Origin of the sequence: Pseudomonas sp. KBS0707, assembly GCF_005937945.2 — a bacterium.
GTDB lineage: Bacteria > Pseudomonadota > Gammaproteobacteria > Pseudomonadales > Pseudomonadaceae > Aquipseudomonas > Aquipseudomonas amygdali.
Map to the genome: position 1 here is coordinate 1,783,650 of NZ_CP041754.1, position 19,993 is coordinate 1,803,642.

18 protein-coding genes and 2 pseudogenes are annotated in these 19,993 nt (G+C 58.1%); 6 read left to right on the plus strand and 14 right to left on the minus strand.

Annotated elements, in window-relative coordinates; all coding sequences use genetic code 11:
* Nucleotides 1–32: 32 nt before the first annotated feature.
* The 4 genes from FFH21_RS08470 to minC form a co-directional block, all read right to left on the minus strand.
* On the minus strand, nucleotides 33–668 hold the full coding sequence (locus tag FFH21_RS08470) for an RluA family pseudouridine synthase (protein ID WP_004657795.1): 636 nt from the start codon (nucleotides 666–668) through the stop codon (nucleotides 33–35).
* A gap of 90 nt (nucleotides 669–758) precedes the next feature.
* Nucleotides 759–1,013 (minus strand): cell division topological specificity factor MinE, encoded by a 255-nt coding sequence (minE, locus tag FFH21_RS08475; RefSeq protein WP_002552653.1) that lies wholly within the window; start codon nucleotides 1,011–1,013, stop codon nucleotides 759–761.
* A complete protein-coding gene (gene minD, locus FFH21_RS08480; RefSeq protein ID WP_002552654.1) occupies nucleotides 1,013–1,825 on the minus strand; it encodes a septum site-determining protein MinD in 813 nt (270 codons plus the stop codon). Before minD ends, minE begins: the two co-directional genes overlap by 1 nt.
* Before the next feature lie 231 nt (nucleotides 1,826–2,056).
* Nucleotides 2,057–2,797, minus strand: a complete 741-nt coding sequence (gene minC / locus FFH21_RS08485; RefSeq protein ID WP_002552655.1) for a septum site-determining protein MinC — start codon at nucleotides 2,795–2,797, stop codon at nucleotides 2,057–2,059.
* A gap of 120 nt (nucleotides 2,798–2,917) precedes the next feature.
* Here minC and FFH21_RS08490 point away from each other — a divergent pair, with 120 nt between their 5' ends.
* Nucleotides 2,918–3,850: a lipid A biosynthesis lauroyl acyltransferase gene (locus tag FFH21_RS08490; RefSeq protein WP_002552656.1), complete on the plus strand. Its 933-nt coding sequence runs from the start codon at nucleotides 2,918–2,920 to the stop codon at nucleotides 3,848–3,850.
* A 33-nt stretch (nucleotides 3,851–3,883) separates the two neighbouring features.
* Nucleotides 3,884–5,065 (plus strand): patatin-like phospholipase family protein, encoded by a 1,182-nt coding sequence (locus tag FFH21_RS08495; RefSeq protein WP_011168124.1) that lies wholly within the window; start codon nucleotides 3,884–3,886, stop codon nucleotides 5,063–5,065.
* A 41-nt stretch (nucleotides 5,066–5,106) separates the two neighbouring features.
* On the opposite strand, the gene FFH21_RS08500 is transcribed toward FFH21_RS08495, so the two are convergent.
* Genes FFH21_RS08500 through FFH21_RS08520 form a run of 5 tightly spaced genes read right to left on the minus strand, consistent with a single transcriptional unit; the run spans nucleotide 5,107 to nucleotide 8,678 of the window.
* A complete protein-coding gene (locus FFH21_RS08500) occupies nucleotides 5,107–5,343 on the minus strand; it encodes a Rieske 2Fe-2S domain-containing protein (protein WP_002552658.1) in 237 nt (78 codons plus the stop codon).
* On the minus strand, nucleotides 5,327–6,184 hold the full coding sequence (locus FFH21_RS08505) for an iron-containing redox enzyme family protein (protein ID WP_004664311.1): 858 nt from the start codon (nucleotides 6,182–6,184) through the stop codon (nucleotides 5,327–5,329). The genes FFH21_RS08500 and FFH21_RS08505 overlap by 17 nt, the downstream gene beginning before the upstream one ends.
* Nucleotides 6,184–6,981: a dihydrodipicolinate synthase family protein gene (locus tag FFH21_RS08510; protein ID WP_011168125.1), complete on the minus strand. Its 798-nt coding sequence runs from the start codon at nucleotides 6,979–6,981 to the stop codon at nucleotides 6,184–6,186. Before FFH21_RS08510 ends, FFH21_RS08505 begins: the two co-directional genes overlap by 1 nt.
* On the minus strand, nucleotides 6,971–7,489 hold the full coding sequence (locus tag FFH21_RS08515; protein WP_004657811.1) for a DUF6190 family protein: 519 nt from the start codon (nucleotides 7,487–7,489) through the stop codon (nucleotides 6,971–6,973). Before FFH21_RS08515 ends, FFH21_RS08510 begins: the two co-directional genes overlap by 11 nt.
* A complete protein-coding gene (locus tag FFH21_RS08520; protein ID WP_011168126.1) occupies nucleotides 7,482–8,678 on the minus strand; it encodes an aminotransferase class I/II-fold pyridoxal phosphate-dependent enzyme in 1,197 nt (398 codons plus the stop codon). Before FFH21_RS08520 ends, FFH21_RS08515 begins: the two co-directional genes overlap by 8 nt.
* 218 nt (nucleotides 8,679–8,896) lie before the next feature.
* On the opposite strand from FFH21_RS08520, the gene FFH21_RS08525 reads away from it, so the two are divergent.
* Complete coding sequence (locus FFH21_RS08525; RefSeq protein WP_011168127.1) at nucleotides 8,897–9,577, plus strand: acyl-homoserine-lactone synthase; 681 nt, start codon at nucleotides 8,897–8,899, stop codon at nucleotides 9,575–9,577.
* A 1-nt stretch (nucleotide 9,578) separates the two neighbouring features.
* On the opposite strand, the gene FFH21_RS08530 is transcribed toward FFH21_RS08525, so the two are convergent.
* Entirely contained in the window at nucleotides 9,579–10,280 is a 702-nt protein-coding gene (locus tag FFH21_RS08530; protein WP_004667792.1) for a LuxR family transcriptional regulator, read from the minus strand.
* A gap of 331 nt (nucleotides 10,281–10,611) precedes the next feature.
* Here FFH21_RS08530 and FFH21_RS08535 point away from each other — a divergent pair.
* A pseudogene (locus tag FFH21_RS08535) lies at nucleotides 10,612–11,715 on the plus strand (pyruvate dehydrogenase).
* Nucleotides 11,716–11,717: 2 nt separating this feature from the next.
* Here FFH21_RS08535 and FFH21_RS08540 read toward each other — a convergent pair.
* Nucleotides 11,718–12,170 (minus strand): MarR family winged helix-turn-helix transcriptional regulator, encoded by a 453-nt coding sequence (locus tag FFH21_RS08540; protein WP_004657820.1) that lies wholly within the window; start codon nucleotides 12,168–12,170, stop codon nucleotides 11,718–11,720.
* A gap of 144 nt (nucleotides 12,171–12,314) precedes the next feature.
* Between FFH21_RS08540 and aceE the strand changes: the two are divergent.
* Nucleotides 12,315–14,983 (plus strand): annotated as a pseudogene (gene aceE, locus FFH21_RS08545) (pyruvate dehydrogenase (acetyl-transferring), homodimeric type).
* Nucleotides 14,984–15,090: 107 nt separating this feature from the next.
* Here aceE and FFH21_RS08550 read toward each other — a convergent pair.
* The 3 genes from FFH21_RS08550 to FFH21_RS08560 all read right to left on the minus strand — a co-directional run bounded on the left by FFH21_RS08550 (nucleotide 15,091) and on the right by FFH21_RS08560 (nucleotide 19,082).
* Nucleotides 15,091–15,945: a pirin family protein gene (locus FFH21_RS08550; protein ID WP_004664316.1), complete on the minus strand. Its 855-nt coding sequence runs from the start codon at nucleotides 15,943–15,945 to the stop codon at nucleotides 15,091–15,093.
* Nucleotides 15,946–16,146: 201 nt separating this feature from the next.
* A complete protein-coding gene (locus tag FFH21_RS08555; protein WP_011168128.1) occupies nucleotides 16,147–16,557 on the minus strand; it encodes a PA2817 family protein in 411 nt (136 codons plus the stop codon).
* Between the two features lie 77 nt (nucleotides 16,558–16,634).
* Nucleotides 16,635–19,082, minus strand: a complete 2,448-nt coding sequence (locus FFH21_RS08560; protein ID WP_011168129.1) for an acyl-CoA dehydrogenase — start codon at nucleotides 19,080–19,082, stop codon at nucleotides 16,635–16,637.
* A gap of 162 nt (nucleotides 19,083–19,244) precedes the next feature.
* Here FFH21_RS08560 and FFH21_RS08565 point away from each other — a divergent pair, with 162 nt between their 5' ends.
* Entirely contained in the window at nucleotides 19,245–19,868 is a 624-nt protein-coding gene (locus tag FFH21_RS08565; protein WP_011168130.1) for a glutathione S-transferase, read from the plus strand.
* Nucleotides 19,869–19,993: the final 125 nt, after the last annotated feature.

Genomic DNA, 19,993 nt, shown 5'->3' on the forward strand with positions numbered 1-19,993 from the left:
GCATCTGCACGATAGCCAGCGTGTCATTCAGATCAGAAAGGCGCGGGGCACTCGAAGGTCAACCGCTCGCCGGTGCCCGGATGGGTAAAGCTCAACATGCTGGCATGCAGGCACAGGCGCGGGTACGCCGCCAGCGCTTCGGGGTGGGCATACAGACCATCGCCCAACAGCGGATGACCGATCGACAGCATGTGCACCCGCAGTTGGTGCGAGCGACCGGTAATAGGGGTAAGTTCGACCCGACAGTAGGTGTCGTGACGTTCGACGACTTTCCAGAATGTCAGCGCGTGTTTGCCACCCTCGTGATCCACGACATGCCGGGGCTTGGTAGGCGGGTCGTAGCGTAACGGCAGGTCGATACTGCCGCTGTCCAGCGACGGCTGGCCCCAGCACAGTGCGGTGTAGGCTTTTTCGGTTTCGCGATCATGAAACTGACGCGACAGCTCGCGGTGCGTGTCTGCATCGCGGGCCAGCAGGATGATGCCCGACGTTTCCCAGTCCAGACGATGGACGATGCGGGCTTCGGGGAAGCCGTTTTCCTGCAGGCGGGTAATCAGGCAATCCTTGTTGTCATCGGCGCGGCCGGGGACGGAAAGCAGCAGGGTAGGCTTATCGATTACCAGAACGGCTGCGTCCTGATAAATGATGCGGATGTTCGACAACGGCATGCAACGGCCTCGAAACACTAGAAACGCCAACGGCGGTAAGGGCGCAGCTTCCTGAGAAGTGCGCCGATACCGCCGCAAGCGACTGCCTGATCAGCGATCTGGCAGGGTGATATTGAGTTCCAGAATCGAGCAGCTGCCTTGGCTTTCCAACGCAACCTGAACTTGATCGGACTCGATATTGACGTATTTACGGATCACTTCCACCAGCTCTTTCTGCAGTGCAGGAAGGTAGTCCGGGGTACTGCGCTGGCCGCGTTCGTGCGCAACGATGATCTGCAGACGCTCTTTCGCTACCGAGGCCGTGCTTTCTTTTTTGCGGTCACGAAAGAAGTCAAAAATATTCATTAATTACCCCCGAATAGACGTTCAAAGAATCCTTTCTTCTGCACATCCAGGAAGCGATGTTCCCGGTCTTTGCCCAGCAGGCGGTCAACGGCATCGCTGTAGGCCTGGCCAGCATCGCTCTGGTCATCGAGGATGACCGGCACGCCCTGGTTGGAGGCTTTCAGGACAGCCTGGGATTCGGGGATCACGCCGAGCAGGGTAACAGCAAGGATTTCCTTGACGTCTTCCACACCAAGCATTTCGCCCTTGCTGACACGCTCAGGGTTGTAGCGAGTCAGCAGCAGGTGTTCCTTGATCGGGTCTTCGCCGCGTTCGGCACGACGTGATTTGCTGGCCAGCAGGCCCAGCATACGGTCGGAGTCACGCACAGAGGATACTTCGGGGTTGGTCACGACGATCGCTTCATCGGCGAAATACATGGCCAGGTGAGCACCGGTCTCGATACCTGCCGGCGAATCGCAGACGATGTATTCGAACGATTCCTTCAGCTCCATGAGGACTTTTTCAACGCCCTCCTTGGTCAGTGCTTCCTTGTCACGGGTCTGGCTGGCAGCCAGCACGTACAGGCCTTCGATCTTCTTGTCCTTGATCAGCGCCTGTTGCAGGTTGGCTTCGCCATTGACCACGTTGACGAAGTCATACACGACCCGACGCTCGCAACCCATGATCAGGTCGAGGTTACGCAGGCCGACGTCGAAGTCGACGATGACTGTCTTGTGACCACGCAATGCGAGACCGGTACCGATAGCGGCGCTGGTGGTGGTCTTGCCCACACCACCCTTGCCGGATGTAACAACGAGAATCTTGGCCAAGGTGTATCACCCCTAGAGGAAAAGGACATTAAGTCCCTGAAGAGCATCTCCTGGCGCCGCGCCCGTCGAAGCATTGTGTCAATTCTGGGGACTGATTCCGGAAAGGTAGCGTTAAGCTATTACTTTCAACTCATATACCCGCTGAAAAGCAGTGCTTGTCAGAACTTCCTGCCGCCTTCACGACGGTTTCGCGACGAATCAGAGATACTTTGAAAATTGCGGCAGTATCCGTTAAAGACGAATGATGTTCAACACATCACCTGACAGGCTGACCTGGACCGGCGAGCCCCATAGAGGGTCCCTGCGCAAGTCCTCGGAAACCTTGTATTGCCCGGCAATCGAAATCAGCTCTGCACTCAACTGCTGACAGAAGATTCGTGCTTTCGTGTCGCCTTTTATTCCCGCCAGTGCCCTGCCGCGCATTGGGCCGTACACATGGATGTTTCCATCGGCCAGAAGTTCCGCACCGGGACTGACCGGCGCAACCACAACCAGATCGCCGCCCTGGGCATAAATCTGCTGACCGCCGCGCACCGGAGCGGTTATCACGCGGGTCGGCTTGATGAGCGGTTCGGGTGGTTTTTCCGGGATCTTTTTCGGCGCTTCGACTTCAATCGGGTCGATTACGCGCTCACGTGCGCCGGACGGCGGCAGCACTGGAAGATCAACGGCAATGGCTGCAGCGATGTCTTCGATGCGGTTGGCACGGATCGCCAGGGTGCGCAGACCGTGCTGGCGACAGATACGCACAAGCCCGGGGAGATCCACCGGGCCTTCGTTCGGAGCGAGTTTGTCCAGAGCCAGGATCAACGGCGTATTGCTGAAGAAGTTGGGGGCTTGTGCCACTTTCGCCGCCAGTTGCCTGTCGAGCGCTTCAAGGTTGGTCCGGGCCAGCTCCATCACAGTGATGGCGAGCATGCTGCCCTTGAGCTGAAATACAGGTTCCGGGTTTTGCGATTCAATCTGGCTCATGGTTGATATACACAACAGCTTGTCGCTAAAAGTGCCGAGACTTATAGCGAGAACGCCCGCGAGCCGCAAGCAGGTAGAACCGTTGTAGAATGCGCGGCCTTTGTTCTGACGGAAGCCCAAATGGATCGCCCGCGCTTTAAAGCCAGTTTCCTTCACCCCCGTTTCTGGCCGTTGTGGCTGGGGCTGGGGCTTTTATGGCTGGTTGTCCAGTTGCCGTTTCGCGCCCTGCTGGCCATCGGTCGGGCATTGGGTGCGGTCATGTACCGAGTGGCCACTGATCGAAAAAATATCGCGTCACGCAATCTTGAGCTGTGTTTTCCTCATTTGTCCGCCGCCGAGCGCAAGCGTCTGCTCAAGGAAAACTTCGCCTCCACCGGGATCGCCTTCTTCGAGATGGCCATGAGCTGGTGGTGGTCGAAAAAACGTCTGGCCAGACTTGCTCATATCGAAGGGCTCGAGCACCTGCAGAATGCTCAGGAGAAAGGCGAGGGCGTGATTCTGATGGCGCTGCACTTCACCACGCTGGAGATCGGTGCGGCACTGCTGGGCCAGCAACACACCATCGACGGCATGTACCGCGAACACAAGAGCCCACTGTTCGATTTCGTCCAGCGTCGCGGACGCGAGCGGCACAACCTTGATTCGCTGGCTGTCGAGCGCGATGACGTGCGCGGCATGCTCAAGTTGCTGCGTGCCGGCCGGGCCATCTGGTATGCACCGGATCAGGACTATGGCGCTAAACAGAGCATCTTTGTGCCGCTGTTCGGCATTCAGGCCGCGACCGTGACCGCTACCAGCAAATTTGCGCGTCTGGGCCGTGCTCAAGTGGTGCCGTTCACTCAGCAGCGTCTGGCTGACGGCAGCGGTTACAGGCTGGTGATTCACCCACCGCTGCAGGATTTTCCGGGTGAAAGCGACGAAGCCGATTGCTTGCGTATCAATCAATGGGTAGAAAGTGCTATCACTGAATGCCCGGAACAGTATCTTTGGGCGCATCGGCGCTTCAAGAGTCGACCGGCTGGCGAACCGAAGCTATATAACAAACGTAGATAAAAAAGCGTCGTTGACCATCGAGGCCAGTTGTAGATGCCAGATACCGCAGTAGTGACCCAGGCTGTAACCGAAGTCGAGCCCGTGACCGGGCTTATTTTGTCAGGTGGCGGTGCGCGTGCTGCGTATCAGGTTGGCGTACTTGCAGGCATTGCCGACTTGCTGCCGCCCGGTTCTCCCAATCCCTTTCCGGTCATTGTCGGTACGTCAGCCGGGGCAATCAACGCGGTGAAACTGGCCAGCGGCGCGCTGCACTTTCGCATTGCCATTCACCAGTTGACCGAATTCTGGCGGTCGTTCCGCAGCCATCAGGTGCTGCGCAGCGACTGGTCTGGTGTGATTCATCAGGCCAGCCGTTTTTTTGGCCGCAGCCTGATGGGCTTCGGGCGAAATATCCCGGTTGCCTTACTCAACAGCTCGCCTCTGCGTGAACTGCTCAATGTGCGGCTGGACCTGTCCGGGATCGAGGCCGCCATTGATGCCCATCACCTGCGCGCCGTGGCGGTAACAGCCTTTGGCTATGAATCAGGGCAGGCAGTCACGTTCTATCAGGGCCGCGGCACCATCGAGCCCTGGCTGCGTCATCGACGTATCGGCCGCCCGACTCAACTGACCGTGGATCACCTGCTTGCCAGTTCAGCCATTCCCTTGCTGTTCGCCCCCGTAATGCTGGATCAGGAATACTTTGGTGACGGTGCCGTGCGTCAGTCGGCACCGATCAGTCCGGCGCTGCACTTGGGTGCCAATCGTGTTCTGGTCGTAGGCGTGAGTGGCAATCCGCGCGGGCTGAAAACTGAAAGGCCGGCACCGCGTGCGCCAATCGGCATACAGCCAAGTCTGGCGCAGATCAGCGGCCACATGCTCAACAGCACCTTCATCGATAATCTGGAAAGCGATATCGAGTTGCTGGAGCGCTTGAACATGGCCAGCGCGTTGCTGCCTTGCGATCAGATCAGGCAGCCGGGTATGGAGCCGGTGGAAGTGCTGGTGATTTCCCCAAGCCGCCCGCTGGACGAAATCGCTGCCCGGCACCGCCGTGAACTTCCGCCTGCATTGCGCACGTTCCTGCGCGGGCCGGGCGCGACCAAAAGCAGTGGCGCCAGTGTCCTGAGCTATCTGTTGTTCGAATCGGGTTATTGCAGTGAACTGATCGAATTGGGCCGACACGATGCGATTGCCCAAGGTGCGGAATTGAAAAGGTTCCTGCGCCTCACATGACGCCTCCACGGCAGGAGCGAATCCTGCCGTGGGACGCGCTTCTACCTCAGTCGCCGAACCTGCAGGTTGCCACAAGGCGGGCCGCTCAATTGCTCTCCGGTTTCGAGGCTGAACACCGAGAAGTGCAGGGGACAGGTAATGGATCGGCGTTTCTCGTTGACCACTCCATGCTCCAGCCACCCCTCACGATGCGGGCAACTACTCGGTACCAGGTATTGCTCCTGGCCGATATGCACGGTGAACGTGTCGGGACGACGAAACTCAGCAGGCTCGTTCAAGGTTGGCCTCCTTGTTGAAGTGCTTGACTCGACGAGCTTTCTCTACGGCCAGGTCGAATGCCAGATTGGTGATCTCGCGCCCCATGCAGATGCCTCGCCAGGCTTTCACCGGGTCCAGATCACCGCTGACGTCCATGGCCTTGAGCAGGCGCTGCCCCTCGATGGCATGGAAAACGTCGATATGAACGTGTTCGGAGTAGTAGGTATGAGCCTGGATCTGCAATCGCTCGCAGAGCTGGGTGTAACACTCGAAAAAGAACGGCACCACGGTCTCGAAGTAGGTAATGACCCCGGCAAACCATGATGGATCATCCGCGCGAATGGCCAGCCAGCAGAACATGTTGGGAAAGGTGAAACCGGCACTGGAGTTGGCCTCCACATAGAATTGCAGGTCCAGCGGCATGTCCAGTTCGCGCAGCAGGTCCTGATACAGCGTGGTATGCGAGCGCTTGAGGTTTCCCGAGCCAAACTCGTCGATCATCATGCGCAGCATGGGCATTTGCGCGGGCAGGCTGAGCCTGGGCATCAGATGATAGAAAACCTGCGCTTCGGTCAGACCATCCAGCGCAAACTCCTGAACCAGAATCCGGAACTCGTCGAGCGTCATGTCGCTGCCGACATAGTGCGCGCTGGGCGGCACTTCGCTGCTCTCCAGCTCGACCAGTTCGGCCAGCATTCTGCGCAGACCAGCGAGATCACCAGGAACATCCGCAGTCATGCTGCGTTCGATGGCGTCGTCGATCCAGCGCTGTTCGAATGCCAGGAGCTCCTGTGGGATAGGCACGAGTTTTTCGATAAGTGCACGATTGGCCAGAAACAGTTGCTTTTGCATGTTTTCCATCAGGCAGCCTCCTCGGTCATAACCCGGTCGCTGTCGATCACGCCACGGGCTTTAAGCTCGCGCTTGACCTGGGCGTACCAGTCGGACGCACTCAGCAGATACCGTTCATTGAGCGTCGCGATTTCCTGACTGAGCGCTGGCTGTTGGCGGTCAGCCGCTTGCCGACAGAGCAGCGGTTCCAGGTTGGCGAGGGACACCACATTGCCGTCTAACTCCAGTTCGCCAGCCAGCTGCATTTCCCAACCGATAAAGTAGTCGACGCCCTGTTGCCGAATGGCATCCACCTGATCCTGCGAGCGAGACATGGGCGGCGAGTCCTTGAGGCCAATCACTCTGGGTAACTGCGCGATGGCCTCGAGGGTGGCGAAGGTCTTTTCGTTGCCTGACAGGGCGGCCTCGTTGTACATGAAGATATCCAGATGCGTCGCGTCATGAATGGTCTGGTAATGGTCGATGATCACCTGCTGACTGATACCGGGTGTAAACGGCGAGGTGAACATCACCGCTTGCGCGCCGGCATCCTGAGCCATCAGGGCAAAGTCCAGTACCTCCTGCGTCGAACCGCGCTCAATCCCGGCGATGACCAGCTTGTCGCCTGCGTAGCGTAGGGTCAGCTCCAGCATCTGTAGCCATTGCTGACGCGACAGCCGCCAGCCTTCTCCGGAGGTCAGGCATGGAATGTAGCCGTCGACGTGGGCTGCGAGGCTGCTCAAAAGACGTTCAAGACTGGTTTCGCAGACCTGCGCCTGTACGTTCAGAGGCGTTACCAGCGGCACCAGAATGGTTTTACCAGACATGTTCAAAGTCCTCGTTGCGGATCACCATGGCACTCGACTGGTCATAGAGACGTTGCAACATCTCCGGGAACGCAGGCTGTCTGACGGGGCTTTCGAACGGCTGCAGGAAAGGCTGCAGGACGTGCAGGCGCAGCAGCTCTGGATCATGGGTATAAAACGGGATTTCCTGCTCCAGTACCTGCGCTGCCAGCAGTTTCTTTTCGACGGGCAGGCCTTTGAGCAGTGTGTCCGTCGCGGCGCGCTGGAGTATGTGTTCGCTACAACCCTGGCGCTGGATGGCCATGTCAGTGTGCAGTACATCCATGAACGGGTAGTACACGTCCTGCAAGGCGCGGCTTTTCTTCCAGATAATGGCGTCGCAAATGCCTATCTGGGCGAAATTCATCTGCACGCTGCTTTCATAGAACCGGGAAAACAAACCCAGGGATTTTTCACGCACGCCGGGATCGGCGTGGTGCATGCCCATGAACACTGTTGCGTCGATCATTGGCAGGTCGAAGTCAGACATGGAAGTTCTCCAGGGCCTTTGCGATGACCTGAACGGCGGCCGCAAATTCTTCCGGTTTGCGTGCCAGCGCCAGACGTATGTAACGCTGGCCTTTTTCGGGCTGGCTCCAGTAGAAATATTTGCCCGGCAGTACGTACACGTCCCATTGCAACAGATAAGCCTGCAACTCATCGGCGTTAATGCCAGTGGGCAGAATCTCGAACCACGCCACGCTGGTGTCGATCATCGGCTCCACATACTGCAAAAACCGGCCTTCAAGACCCGCGCGGGCCATGCGGCGGTTGACGTCCAGTACCGAACGCACTGAGTTGAAGTCATCGTCCTTGCTGTCCTCGATGTAGCGGGTAACCACATTGAGGATGAATGGCGAGACGTTCAAAAGGACGCTGGTGACGATGCTATAGATATCGGCGTTGATGTCCTGGCTGGCCATGAGGGTGGCGCATTTGGTGTCTTGCAGCGGCCAGGTCTTGCCAGTGTCTTCCATGACCAGGTATTGCGTGCCGATATCGTCGAGAATCGCGTAGGCGTCCACGCGTTCCCGACCGGCCGCCTTGAAGAACGAGGCGAAACAGAAATCGAGTATCAGCAGTTTGTTGTAATCGCGGCAGTATCTGGCCACTTCGACGAACGTATCCGGTCCGTCGGCAAACAGGCTGGAACCGGTCGGGTTATCGGGGTCGACCAGAAAGATCGCATCCAGCCCGATGGCCGCTTTCTGCAAGTTTGCGTACACCTCGGTGGATGAGGTGAACAGGCTTTCATCGAGTGCCGACATAGGCACTTCCATCTGTTTCAAGAGATCGTGCAGGTTGTCGAAGCAAGGCTCGATCAGCCCGACACTCATGTTCTGTTTGCGCAGGTAGGTCGCGGTAATGTGCATGGCGATGGACGCTGCGTAGACGAGATAGATTTCGTCGTGGCGTTTCAGCGCATGGTGCTGACCATGGAAGGTGAAAAACGCATGAATGAAGGCCTGCTCACTCCGGTATTGGGTCTGGTTCTGCGCCTGATACCCCAGCTCGGGCAGGCTGGCGACGATCATGCGCTGAGTGTCGCTCTGATCCTGATGAGTGTGTGCATCGGCCAGGCTGAAACGGGTTTTCAGGGCAGAGATTTCGTGTTGGGTAATATCGTCCAGAACTGGAACCGCGTTCAAGGTGTCGATACCGGCATATAGACTGTTCATATCATTATCCCTATGGAGTCATTATTGTTTGGGGTGCAGCCGTCCTGGATATCCAGAGCGCCGAAGCAGACTTCCTTATTTTTGGCTGAAATAACACTGTACCTAAGTGCAAATAACAGAAGGTTATATTTCAAGGTGTTGACCTGTTCTTAGGTACAGTAGATTTACCCTTTGAAATACGCGATGCTTGACACTGGTTGTGCGGAGTGGAGTTTATAATGTCGAGCGGGTTTGAGTTTCAGTTAGCCAGTTACACTACGATGCCCGTTACGTTGCTGGAAACACTGTATTCCATGAGCAAGAAGATTTTTTCAGATCGTCTTGAATGGAAAGTTCGTGTGAGTCACGCATTTGAATTTGATGAATACGACAATGCCGCTACCACTTACCTTGTCGGAAGCTGGAAGGGGGTTCCGCTGGCCGGGCTAAGGCTGATCAACACCTGTGATCCCTACATGCTGGAAGGCCCATTCCGCAGCTTTTTTGACTGCGCTGCGCCCAAAAATGCCGCCATGGCGGAGTCGAGCAGGTTCTTTGTCGACACGGCTCGGGCACGCTCGTTGGGTATTCTGCACGCACCACTGACCGAAATGCTGCTGTTCTCCATGCACAACCATGCTGCGTTGTCCGGTTTGCAATCGATCATCACGGTGGTCAGCAAGGCAATGGCGCGGATCGTGCGCAAGTCTGGATGGGAGCACCGTGTGCTGTCGACCGGTGAAGCATCGCCAGGCGAGACAGTGCTGTTGCTCGAGATGCCGGTGACGGCCGACAACCATCAGCGGCTGCTCGAGAATATTGCCCTCAGACAGCCTGTCACGGATGACCTGCTGCGTTGGCCGATAGCGCTTGGCGTATCAGGCTCCGCACCGCAAGCCTACATGCACAGCGCTGCCTGAATCAGACCATGCCAATGTTGATGGCTTTGTAGACCGCCTGCTTGGCAGTGCGCACTTCGAGCTTGCTGGAGACATTGGACATGTGAAACTTCACAGTGCGTTCCGAGATGGAAAATATTTCAGCGATTTCGCTGTACGACTTGCCCATCGCCACCCATTTCAACACACCTGTTTCGCGGGTGGACAACTTGCACTGGGCGGGCTGCGGAAAGAGTTCATGGGGCGCTCGGGTCTTGATCAAACGGTCATGGAAGCGGATGAGGCTCATCTGGATATCGGCGGCTTTTTCGCGGATTCGCTGATCGAAATCGTTCTGCTGCCGGGCATTGCAAAGACTCAGTGCGGCAAAAAGCCCACTGGCATCGTGCAGGGTGAAAGTGGCCCCCGAGGACAGCTGATATTTGGCTGACCGCTTCAGGAAATCGTCGGTTTCGACGCCCTGAACAGCATTGCGGGCCTCTCTCCAGAAAAATGGCGTAATGCTATGCCAGGCATGTTTGATGATCGGATCAATGAGGTGATAGTTTGAGGCTACATAAGATTTCAGCCAGGAGTCTGGGTAATTGGACAAAATGACGGGTTTGACATTGCGCGTCTTGGGCGTGGAAAAGTAGGCGTAGGTAAAATCGCCAATGTGGTGCAGATCGTTTTCAAAGTCTTCGATCAGTTGACGGAGAGGGGCAGGGGCCCCGTTTATCTTCAACGGTGGGCAGTCAAGTTAGGCTTTCACGGTACGAACCTCCATGTAATACCTTGTTTATTATTTTGTTCTCGGCCTGGCTGTACTCATTATCCGCATGTGTAATTTAAGTAGTACATGAAAACATGGACTACCTGTGTCTTTTGATTTTGAACACCGGTCAAGGCTGTAAAAAAGTGCGCTCGTCGAAGCATTTGCATACGAGCGCACGCGTGTTTGGGCGTTGGGCCCTGCACTGCGATCACGCACACCGGATGGGATTTTGTTGCGATTGCAATCATATTCTTCGTTCCATTAAGGTGCAAGGACGCTTGTCCGACAGCAAGGAGTAGTGATGAACAGCGCAAATGGCCACCAGTTGGCGCCGCAAACCCGGGTTGCAGCGCTGGCTTGCATGGAAAAGATTCAAGCGGCTGCGGGGCTTGCGCTGCGCGGGTGCTGTTCACCCCTGTTTGCGATGGCCGACATCGTCGAGCGTCTGACCCGAGACCCGTCTACCTCGCGGCGCATATCCGTGGTGCGAGCCAGCAAGCACATGGCCTGCGAACAGGAGGGCGTGCTCGCCAGCGCCTGGCCTTTGCGATTTGCTGCACAGGCCGGCAAGGTCGAATTGCCTCTGATCTACATGATCAGCAGCGAAACCTCGGCCGAACTGAGCGCGCTGGCATCGGAGTCATCCCAACGTGGAATTTTCTGCAACGACATCGAGACGTTGCCATCTCGCTGGCCCAAGGGCGCTCATCCGTGGCTGCCGTTGTGACTCCTTTCAAACAGCAAGTGTCAGCCTTACGACCCTGCGGATGCTGCGGAGGCGCGGGCGATCACGCTGCACGCCTTGCACAGTCTGTATGTTGAAGGCCGGGCCGGTTTCTATTACATGGCGTTGCATGACGAATCCAATGATCAGGTCAGTGCGTTAAGCGAGACGCAGGCTGCGGCGGCTGTGCAAGGTATGTATCGGGTTGGCGATGTCGTTTCCGGCAACGACGGCCGTCGCGTGCGCCTGTTGGGTGCGGGCCTGGCCCTGCGGTCAGTACGTCAGGCGGCCAGCCTGCTCAAGGAGCACTGGAATGTCGATTGCGAAGTCTGGAGCTGCCCCAGCTATACCCGACTGGCGCGCGATGCCGGTTCGGGCCGACGCTGGAATCGTTTCCATCCCTTGAAGACCCCTCGGTCCTGGCACTTGCGTGATTGCCTCGGCGAAGGGCACGACGCCGTGGTGGCGGTCACCGGTTATCCGTAGGCCGTGGCCGAGCAACTGCGTGAACATGTCCCCGGACGGTTTGTTGCCTTGGGAGCCGATTCCGCTGCGCCGCAAGGTAAGCCTGCAATCAGCCCCGAGTGGATTGTCGTTCAGGCCCTGACTGCGCTTGCGGAGGGCGGGCAACTGAGTTACGAGCCGTTGAAACTCGCCCTGCAACGCTATCTGCTGGTCTGATGTCAGCTTTTACTGCCACTTTGTCGGGCTGCCAGTGCGGCACGCTCCAGCGCATCAGCAAACACGCGGCGCTGCGGGGCGTCGAATTGCGCCAGAAACAGCTCGTCGACCGCCGTTTCATAGATCTGCCACATCTGTTTGCGCAGTGTCCGGCCCTTGTCGGTGATCGCTGCCACCGCGCCCCGGCCGTCGCTGTCGGATCTGTGGCGTTCCACCAGCCCTTCGCTTTCAAGGCGGTCGATGAGGCGGGTCAGGTTGTAGCGTTCGATGGCCATGACATCGGCCAGTTCATGCATGCGGCGCATGCCCTGAGGCCCGCTTTCCACACCCCAGAGCGCGTCATACCAAGCGTATGGGGGCAGCTCGGCCGCCGCCAGACGGCGTTCGATCTCGCGAATAAGACAGCGGTGCGCCCTGACGAATCTGAACCACGTATCCGGTTCGGCTGACGACATGAATCACCTTTGTCTGAAATTCTTGAGGGTTGCAATAGTAACCGAGCACGGGATAAATTCCGGCATATGATTGCAATTGCAATCAGATTTTTCAAGGCAGACGCCTGTCCGGCGTCCACTGCCGCATCACAGTAGGAGACGACGATGGCACAGCAATCCCGGTTTCTTGACGAGGATCCGCAAGAAACCCGCGAATGGCTCGAATCGATTGAGTCGGTACTCAACAGTGAAGGGCGCCCGCGCGCGCACTACCTGATCGATCAGTTGCTGGACTTCGATGTCGCTCAACACGGCGATTTCTATGGTCGGGTCACGACGCCCTACGTCAACACCATTCCCGGCGACCGTCAGCAGCCTTATCCGGGTGACCTCCAGGTTGAAAAGCGTATCAACGCGTTCATCCGCTGGAACGCCCTGGCGATGGTACTGCGTGCCGGCAAGCATTCCGGTGTGGGCGGCCATATTGCCTACTATGCGTCTGCCGCCGTGCTCTATGACGTGGGGTTTGATCACTTCTTCCGGGGTCGTACCGAGCAGTTCGCCGGCGATCTGGTCTACATCCAGGGCCATTCTTCGCCGGGCATTTACGGCAGGGCGTACCTGGAAGGTCGCCTGAGCGAAGAGCAACTGGACAACTTCCGTCGTGAAACGGACCGTGATGGCATCTCGTCTTATCCGCACCCGCGCCTGATGCCGGACTTCTGGCAGTTCCCTACTGTTTCAATGGGGCTTGGGCCAATCACGGCGGCGTATCAGGCGCGTTTCATGCGTTACCTGGAAAATCGCGGGCTCAAGGAGCATCAGGGGCGCAAGGTCTGGGCTTTTCTTGGCGATGGCGAAATGGACCAGCCCGAGTCTCAGGCGGCCATTGCGCTGGCCGGGCGCGAAAAGCTCGACAACATCATCTTCGTGGTCAACTGCAACCTGCAGCGTCTCGACGGCCCGGTGCGTGGTAACAGCAAGGTCATTCAGGAATTCGAAAGCCTGTATCGCGCCGCTGGCTGGAACGTAATCAAGGTCATCTGGGGCAGTGGCTGGGATGCGCTGCTGGAGAAGGACAAGAGCGGGCTGCTGCGTCAGCGCATGATGGAATGCGTGGACGGCGAGTACCAGAACTACAAATCCCAGAACGGCGCCTACGTGCGTGAGCATTTCTTCGGCAAGTACCCTGAGTTGCTGGAGCTGGTCAGCGACATGAGCGACGACCATATCTGGAAGCTCTCGCGGGGCGGGCACGATCCGGAAAAAGTCTACAACGCCTACGCTGCCGCAATGCGTCACAAGGGCGGGCCGACCGTGATTCTGGCCAAGACGGTCAAAGGTTTCGGCATGGGCGAGGCGGGCGAGGGGCAGAACATCAACCACCAGTTGAAAAAACTCGGTGCAGAGGCAATCAAGGCCTTCCGCGACCGTTTCTCTCTGGACATCACCGATGATCAACTGGGCGACATGCTTTATCTGAAACCCGCCGAGGGCAGTACCGAAGCGCTGTACCTCAAGGCCCGCCGGGCTCAGTTGGGCGGTTACATTCCGGCGCGTTTCAGTGACGCGGCCACCTTGCAGGTTCCACCGCTTTCGGTGCTGGATACCCAGCTGAAAAGCACCGGTGATCGCGGTATATCGACGACCATGGCCTTTGTGCGCATCCTCTCGACGCTGCTCAAGGACCCGAACATCGGCAAGTGATCGTGCCGATTGTGCCGGACGAGTCGCGAACCTTTGGTATGGAGAACCTGTTCCGCCAGATCGGCATCCATTCCCATGTCGGTCAGTTGTACACGCCACAGGATGCAGGGCAACTGAGCTACTACAAGGAAAGCACCGACGGGCAGATCATGCAGGAAGGGCTGAACGAGTCCGGTGCCATTTCCTCGTGGATTGCCGCCAGTACGTCCTACGCCAACCATGGCGTGATGACCGTGCCGTTCTATATCTTCTATTCGATGTTTGGTTTCCAACGTGTGGGCTATCTGGCCTGGGCGGCGGGTGATGCCCGGGCCAGGGGCTTTCTGCTGGGGGCCACCTCAGGCCGGACCACGCTGATGGGCGAAGGCCTGCAGCATGATGACGGGCACAGTCACGTGATGTCGTCGACGATACCGTGCTGTGTATCTTATGACCCGACGTTTGCCTTTGAACTGGCGGTGATCATTCAGGATGGCATGCGCCGCATGTTTGCCGAAAATGAGGACATTTATTACTACATCACCTTGCTCAACGAGAACTACCCGCACCCTGATCTGCCCGAGGGCGCCGAAGCCGGCATTATCAAGGGCATGTATCCATTGCAGGCCAGTGCATCGGTCAACTCCGGCAAGCACGTGCAGTTGATGGGCTGCGGGTCGATCCTTCTGGAAGTCATCGCGGCCGCCAGATTGCTGGAGGACGACTTTGGTGTGAGCAGTGAAATCTGGAGTGTTACCAGCCTCACCGAGCTGCGCCGTGAAGGCCAGGACGTCGAGCGCTGGAACCTGCTGCACCCTGAGCAGGAGCCGCGCCTGAGCTACGTTGAAAGCTGTCTCGCCGACAGGGAAGGGCCGGTTGTCGTGGCAACGGATTACATGAAGATCTTCGCTGACCAGATCCGCCCATTCGTCCCACTGCGTCGTTTCGTGGCGCTGGGTACGGATGGTTTTGGTCAGTCCGATACCCGTGAATCGCTGCGTCATTTCTTCGAGGTGGACCGTTACTTCGTGGCTGTGGCTGCGCTCAAGGCGCTGGCCGATGACGGCAAGGTCGAGCGTAAGGTCGTGGCCCAGGCCATCGAACGCTACAAGATCGACCCAGGCAAGCAGAACCCTGTGCTGGTCTGAGTCGCGCTCGTCTCTGTCACGAGACAGTAGTTGCGAAACCGTGCACTTCAAGCGAGGTGCACGGTTTCCTGATTACCTGCGTGAGAGTATCTGCTCACTTTAGCCTGTCACGCCGTCAGACGATCTTCCCGGAAATCACGCAACGCCTGGTCAATCTCTTCGCGGGTGTTCATCACGAACGGCCCGTACTGCACGATCGGCTCGCGTAAGGGCTTGCCTGCAATCAACAAGACGCGCGCACCCTTGGTGCTGCTGATCTGCAAATCCCCTGTGTCAGACAGGCACGCAAGATGGCGCTTGCTCACTGACTGTGCGCTGCCTTCTATTTCGATACTGCCTTCGTACACGTACAGCAATGCAAGATGCCCTTCGGGCAAGCGCGGGCTGATACGACTGCCGGCAGGCATGTCGAAGTCAAAGTACAAGGGCTCGGTATCCGGGCGCTGTACCGCACCGGCCTGTCGAACCTGGCCATCGTCGAAATGCCCGGCCAATACCACCACCTGCACACCGGCTTCAGTGGTCAGGCGAGGAACGTTTTCCGGCTGGATGTCCTGATAACTGGCGTCGTTCAGCTTGTTCTTGCCCGGCAGGTTCAGCCATAGCTGAAAACCTCGCATGGTGCCTTCTTCCTGTTCAGGCATTTCGCTGTGAATGATCCCGCGTGCGGCGGTCATCCACTGTACGCCGCCGCCCTGCAGCAGGCCTACATTGCCCATATGGTCTTCGTGACGCATACGGCCTTCAAGCATGTAGGTCACCGTTTCGAAGCCACGGTGCGGATGAGGTGGAAAGCCCGCGATATAATCATCAGGCACGTCCGACCCGAACTCGTCCAGCATCAGGAATGGATCGAATTGTTCCACGCCCCGTCCGCCGAAAACGCGTGTCAGTTTGACTCCCGCGCCGTCAGAGGCAGGTTGGCCTGCCTGAATCGACAGGACTTTACGAAATTGAGTCATGGAAAGAGAGCACTCCTTATCAGGTGGCCTTTTCAGGCGCAAGGGAGTGTCATGGTATGCCTGTCTATTCGATTAACTGATTCGAATCCCGGAACGGAATGATCGTATTTATCGATGTGTCGCCTGCTGGTACGCATTGGCGTGAGTAACAGGCAACCTGCCCGGAACAGACTCCGGGCCAGGCGTTACAACGAGAGGTGATCAGTGTTTGCTGCCCTGTGTCGACATGGCCAGCAGCTGCTTTTCCTGGTTCCAGTCAAATGGTTCGTCGTTATGCTCGGCTTCGTAACGGCGCTCTTCCAGCGCCTGATACAGCTCGATTTCATCATCAGGCATGAAATGCAGGCAGTCACCGGCAAAAAACCACAGCAGGTCGCGAGGCACCAGGTGGGCGATTTGCGGGTAGCGCTGGATGACCTGACACAGGATGTCCTGGCCCAGGTACTGGCTTTCTATCGGGTCCTGCGGCAGTTGCTCGACCAGTTCGTCGAAGCGCTCCATGAACAGCGCGTGGCTTTCTTCCGGAACCTGCTCGGCCTCGCCCAGCGCGACCAGAATGCTGCGCAGGTGTGCCAGCAGGCCAAGTTGGTGATCGAGAGTGGCGTCGGCCATCGGGTAATCCTCAAATGCAAAAACAGGCGCGAGAGTATAAAGCTCTACGCGCCTGCTGTGTGGTGTGACCTTGAACGTCAGCGAATCTTGCCCGCTGCCAGGGTCAGTTCTTCCTTGTCGAAATCATCCACGTCGATCACCTTGCGACGGGCGGCTTCGGCTGTACGCAGTGTCTGTGCCTCTTCTGCCTGCAATACACCGATGCGCAACGCAGCGTCGATGGCATGCTCGCCTGCGGCCGGTTTGATCTGACCACTCTTGAGCGCCGTTTGCAGCTTCTTGTGCAGCGGATACGCAGTAGTCAGCAAGTCGATGGCATGTTGCAGCGCGCCAACCGGATCTTCTGCCGATTGCGGGCGATAGCAGCCTGCGAGCAACTCTTCCAGTGTCGGATCGCCCTTGGCGCGGCCCAGTACCTGTGCAACTTCGGCGTCCAGCTTGTCCGAAGGGCCCTTGTGGCGACGACCGAACGGGAACACCACTGCACGCAACAGCCCACCCAGTACACGGTTAGGGAAGTTGCCGAGGATTTCGTCCATGGCACGTTCCGAATGGCCCAGACTTTCTTCCATGGCCCAGCGAAACAGCGGGCTCATGTGATCTGGCGAGCCAAGATCGTGGTAGCGCTTGAGTGCCGCCGAAGCCAGATACATATGACTGAGCACATCCCCCAGACGCGCCGACAGGCGTTCGCGGCGTTTCAACTCGCCGCCCAGCAGCATCATGCTCAAGTCCGCCAACATCGCGAAAGCTGCTGCCTGACGGTTCAACGCGCGGAAGTAGCCTTGGCTCAGGCTGTTGCCCGGTGCTCTTTCAAAATGGCCAAAGCCCAGATTAAGAATCAGGGTGCTGGCGGCGTTGCTCACCGCAAAACCGATGTGCTTGAGCAGGAGCGCGTCAAACTCGAGCAGCGCCTGCTGCTTGTCTTCGCGACCGGCCAAGGCCATTTCCTTGAGCACGAATGGATGGCAGCGAATGGCACCCTGGCCGAAGATCATCAGGTTACGTGAAAGGATATTCGCCCCTTCAACGGTGATGAAAATCGGCGCGCCTTGCCAGTTGCGGCCCAGGTAGTTGTTCGGGCCCATGATGATGCCCTTGCCGCCATGCACATCCATGGCGTGACCGATACATTCGCGGCCACGCTCGGTCAGGTGGTATTTGAGGATCGCGGAGAGCACCGAGGGTTTTTCTCCCAGATCGACCGCATTGGCGGTCAGCATGCGCGCGCTGTCCATCAGCCAGGCGTTGCCGCCGATGCGCGCCAGCGCTTCCTGAATACCTTCGAACGCCGACAGCGGCACATTGAATTGCTCGCGCACCTTGGCGTACTGGCCGGTGACCAGGCTAGTGTACTTGGCAGCGCCGGTGCCGACCGCGGGCAGCGAAATCGAACGTCCTACCGACAGGCAGTTCATCAGCATCATCCAGCCTTTGCCGAGCATTGGCTGGCCGCCGATCAGGTAGCTCAGCGGAACAAAGACGTCCTTGCCTGAATTCGGGCCGTTCATGAACGCTGCGCCCAGCGGCAAGTGGCGACGGCCGATTTCAACGCCTGGCGTGTCGGTCGGAATCAATGCCAGGCTGATGCCGAGATCTTCCTCTTCGCCTAGCAAGTGCTCAGGGTCGTAAGCCTTGAAAGCCAGGCCGAGCAGGGTGGCGACCGGGCCAAGGGTGATGTAGCGCTTTTCCCAGGTCAGGCGCAGGCCGATGACTTCCTCGCCTTGCCACTGACCTTTGCAGATAACCCCGGTGTCGGGCATCGCGCCCGCATCGGAACCTGCCAATGGACCCGTCAGCGCGAAGCAGGGGATATCTTCGCCACGTGCCAGACGTGGCAGGTAATGGTTGCGCTGTTCGTCGGTGCCGTAATGCAGCAGCAATTCTGCAGGGCCGAGGGAGTTGGGCACCATCACGGTGGAGGCCAGGTCGCCGCTGCGGGTGGCCAGTTTCATGGCCACCTGAGAGTGGGCGTAGGCCGAGAAGCCCTTGCCACCGAATTCTTTCGGAATGATCAGGGCAAAGAACCCGTGCTCTTTCATGTGCGCCCAGGCTTCAGGCGGCAGGTCCATGGCCTGACCTATTTCCCAGTCGCTGACCATCGCGCAGAGTTCTTCGGTCGGCCCGTCGATAAAGGCCTGTTCTTCTTCGGTGAGCTGGACTTTTGGATAGGCCAGCAGCTTGTCCCAGTCCGGGCGACCGCTGAACAGCTCGCCATCCCACCAGACCGTACCGGCGTCAATCGCATCGCGCTCGGTTTCCGACATGGGCGGCAGCACTTTCTGAAACCAGCTGAACATGGGCGCAGTGAAGTGCTTGCGGCGCAGGTCGGGCAGCACAACAGGTACGAACACTGCCAGCCACAGCACCCAGAAAACAGTCAGCAGCCATCCTGGCGCGTGGCTGAAAATGCCCATGGCCAGCAGGTAGACGGCTACCACGCCAAGCGCCGGGAGCGGGGCGGTACGCCGATGGGCCAGCCAGGCAATGCCGACGACCAGCACTACAATCCACAACAACAGCATAGGTATTCCTCCGTGATGACCGCCGCCGTGGCAGCGATCAAGAACTGGTCGCCGGGCAGTGGTGAGGCGACATCGATAGTGACCCCTGGTTGACGAGGAAGTTGCCGCCGCTTCGGGGTAGACTGTGAGCCTTTATTTATCAGCGACTGCGAGGGGAACGCAATGCTCAAGATATGGGGACGGAAGAATTCCAGCAATGTGCGCAATGCACTCTGGATTGCCGAAGAAGTGGGCGTGCCCTACGAGACGCAGGACGCCGGTGGGGCATTCGGGCTGGTCAATGAAGCAGCTTACCGCGCGAAAAACCCCAATGGCCGGATTCCCATGATTGAAGACGGCGACTTCGTGCTCTGGGAGTCGAACGCGATCGTACGCTATCTGGCCGCCCGCCATGCCCCGGACTCGGACTTATACCCCGCTGACCTTCAGGCTCGCGCCAACGCAGACAAGTGGATGGACTGGACCTCCTCGACCATCGCGGCCCCGTTCAGCCCGGTATTCTGGGGCGTGGTACGCACCCCGCCCGAGAAACAGGACTGGCCGGCCATCGAGCAAGGCATCAAGACCCTGCACAGTCTTTTGCTTGTCGCCGATGAGGCCCTGTCTCGCCAGCCTTACCTGTCCGGCGAAGCTTTTGGCATGGGCGACATTCCCCTGGGGTGCTTCGCTTACGGCTGGTTCGAAATGCCGATTGAACGTCCGCCGCTGCCCCACCTCCAAGCCTGGTATGAACGCCTCAAGACGCGTCCGGCGTATCGCAAGGCCGTCATGAGTCCGCTGACCTGAGCATGCAGTCTGAGCCTTTAAAACAGTTGATCGGGCTCATGTCCGGCTCTTGATATTTACTATTAACAGATGTGTCTGTACTTGAATGACCCAGCCGAGCACCATTGCACGCCTGGGTCGTCATG

Coding starts and splice junctions, on each gene's coding strand:
- FFH21_RS08470 (WP_004657795.1), bottom strand. CDS start 668: ATGCCGTTGTCGAACATCCGCATCATTTATCAGGACGCAGCCGTTCTG.
- minE (WP_002552653.1), bottom strand. CDS start 1,013: ATGAATATTTTTGACTTCTTTCGTGACCGCAAAAAAGAAAGCACGGCC.
- minC (WP_002552655.1), bottom strand. CDS start 2,797: ATGAGCCAGATTGAATCGCAAAACCCGGAACCTGTATTTCAGCTCAAG.
- FFH21_RS08490 (WP_002552656.1), top strand. CDS start 2,918: ATGGATCGCCCGCGCTTTAAAGCCAGTTTCCTTCACCCCCGTTTCTGG.
- FFH21_RS08495 (WP_011168124.1), top strand. CDS start 3,884: ATGCCAGATACCGCAGTAGTGACCCAGGCTGTAACCGAAGTCGAGCCC.
- FFH21_RS08505 (WP_004664311.1), bottom strand. CDS start 6,184: ATGGAAAACATGCAAAAGCAACTGTTTCTGGCCAATCGTGCACTTATC.
- FFH21_RS08510 (WP_011168125.1), bottom strand. CDS start 6,981: ATGTCTGGTAAAACCATTCTGGTGCCGCTGGTAACGCCTCTGAACGTA.
- FFH21_RS08515 (WP_004657811.1), bottom strand. CDS start 7,489: ATGTCTGACTTCGACCTGCCAATGATCGACGCAACAGTGTTCATGGGC.
- FFH21_RS08520 (WP_011168126.1), bottom strand. CDS start 8,678: ATGAACAGTCTATATGCCGGTATCGACACCTTGAACGCGGTTCCAGTT.
- FFH21_RS08525 (WP_011168127.1), top strand. CDS start 8,897: ATGTCGAGCGGGTTTGAGTTTCAGTTAGCCAGTTACACTACGATGCCC.
- FFH21_RS08540 (WP_004657820.1), bottom strand. CDS start 12,170: ATGTCGTCAGCCGAACCGGATACGTGGTTCAGATTCGTCAGGGCGCAC.
- FFH21_RS08550 (WP_004664316.1), bottom strand. CDS start 15,945: ATGACTCAATTTCGTAAAGTCCTGTCGATTCAGGCAGGCCAACCTGCC.
- FFH21_RS08555 (WP_011168128.1), bottom strand. CDS start 16,557: ATGGCCGACGCCACTCTCGATCACCAACTTGGCCTGCTGGCACACCTG.
- FFH21_RS08560 (WP_011168129.1), bottom strand. CDS start 19,082: ATGCTGTTGTTGTGGATTGTAGTGCTGGTCGTCGGCATTGCCTGGCTG.
- FFH21_RS08565 (WP_011168130.1), top strand. CDS start 19,245: ATGCTCAAGATATGGGGACGGAAGAATTCCAGCAATGTGCGCAATGCA.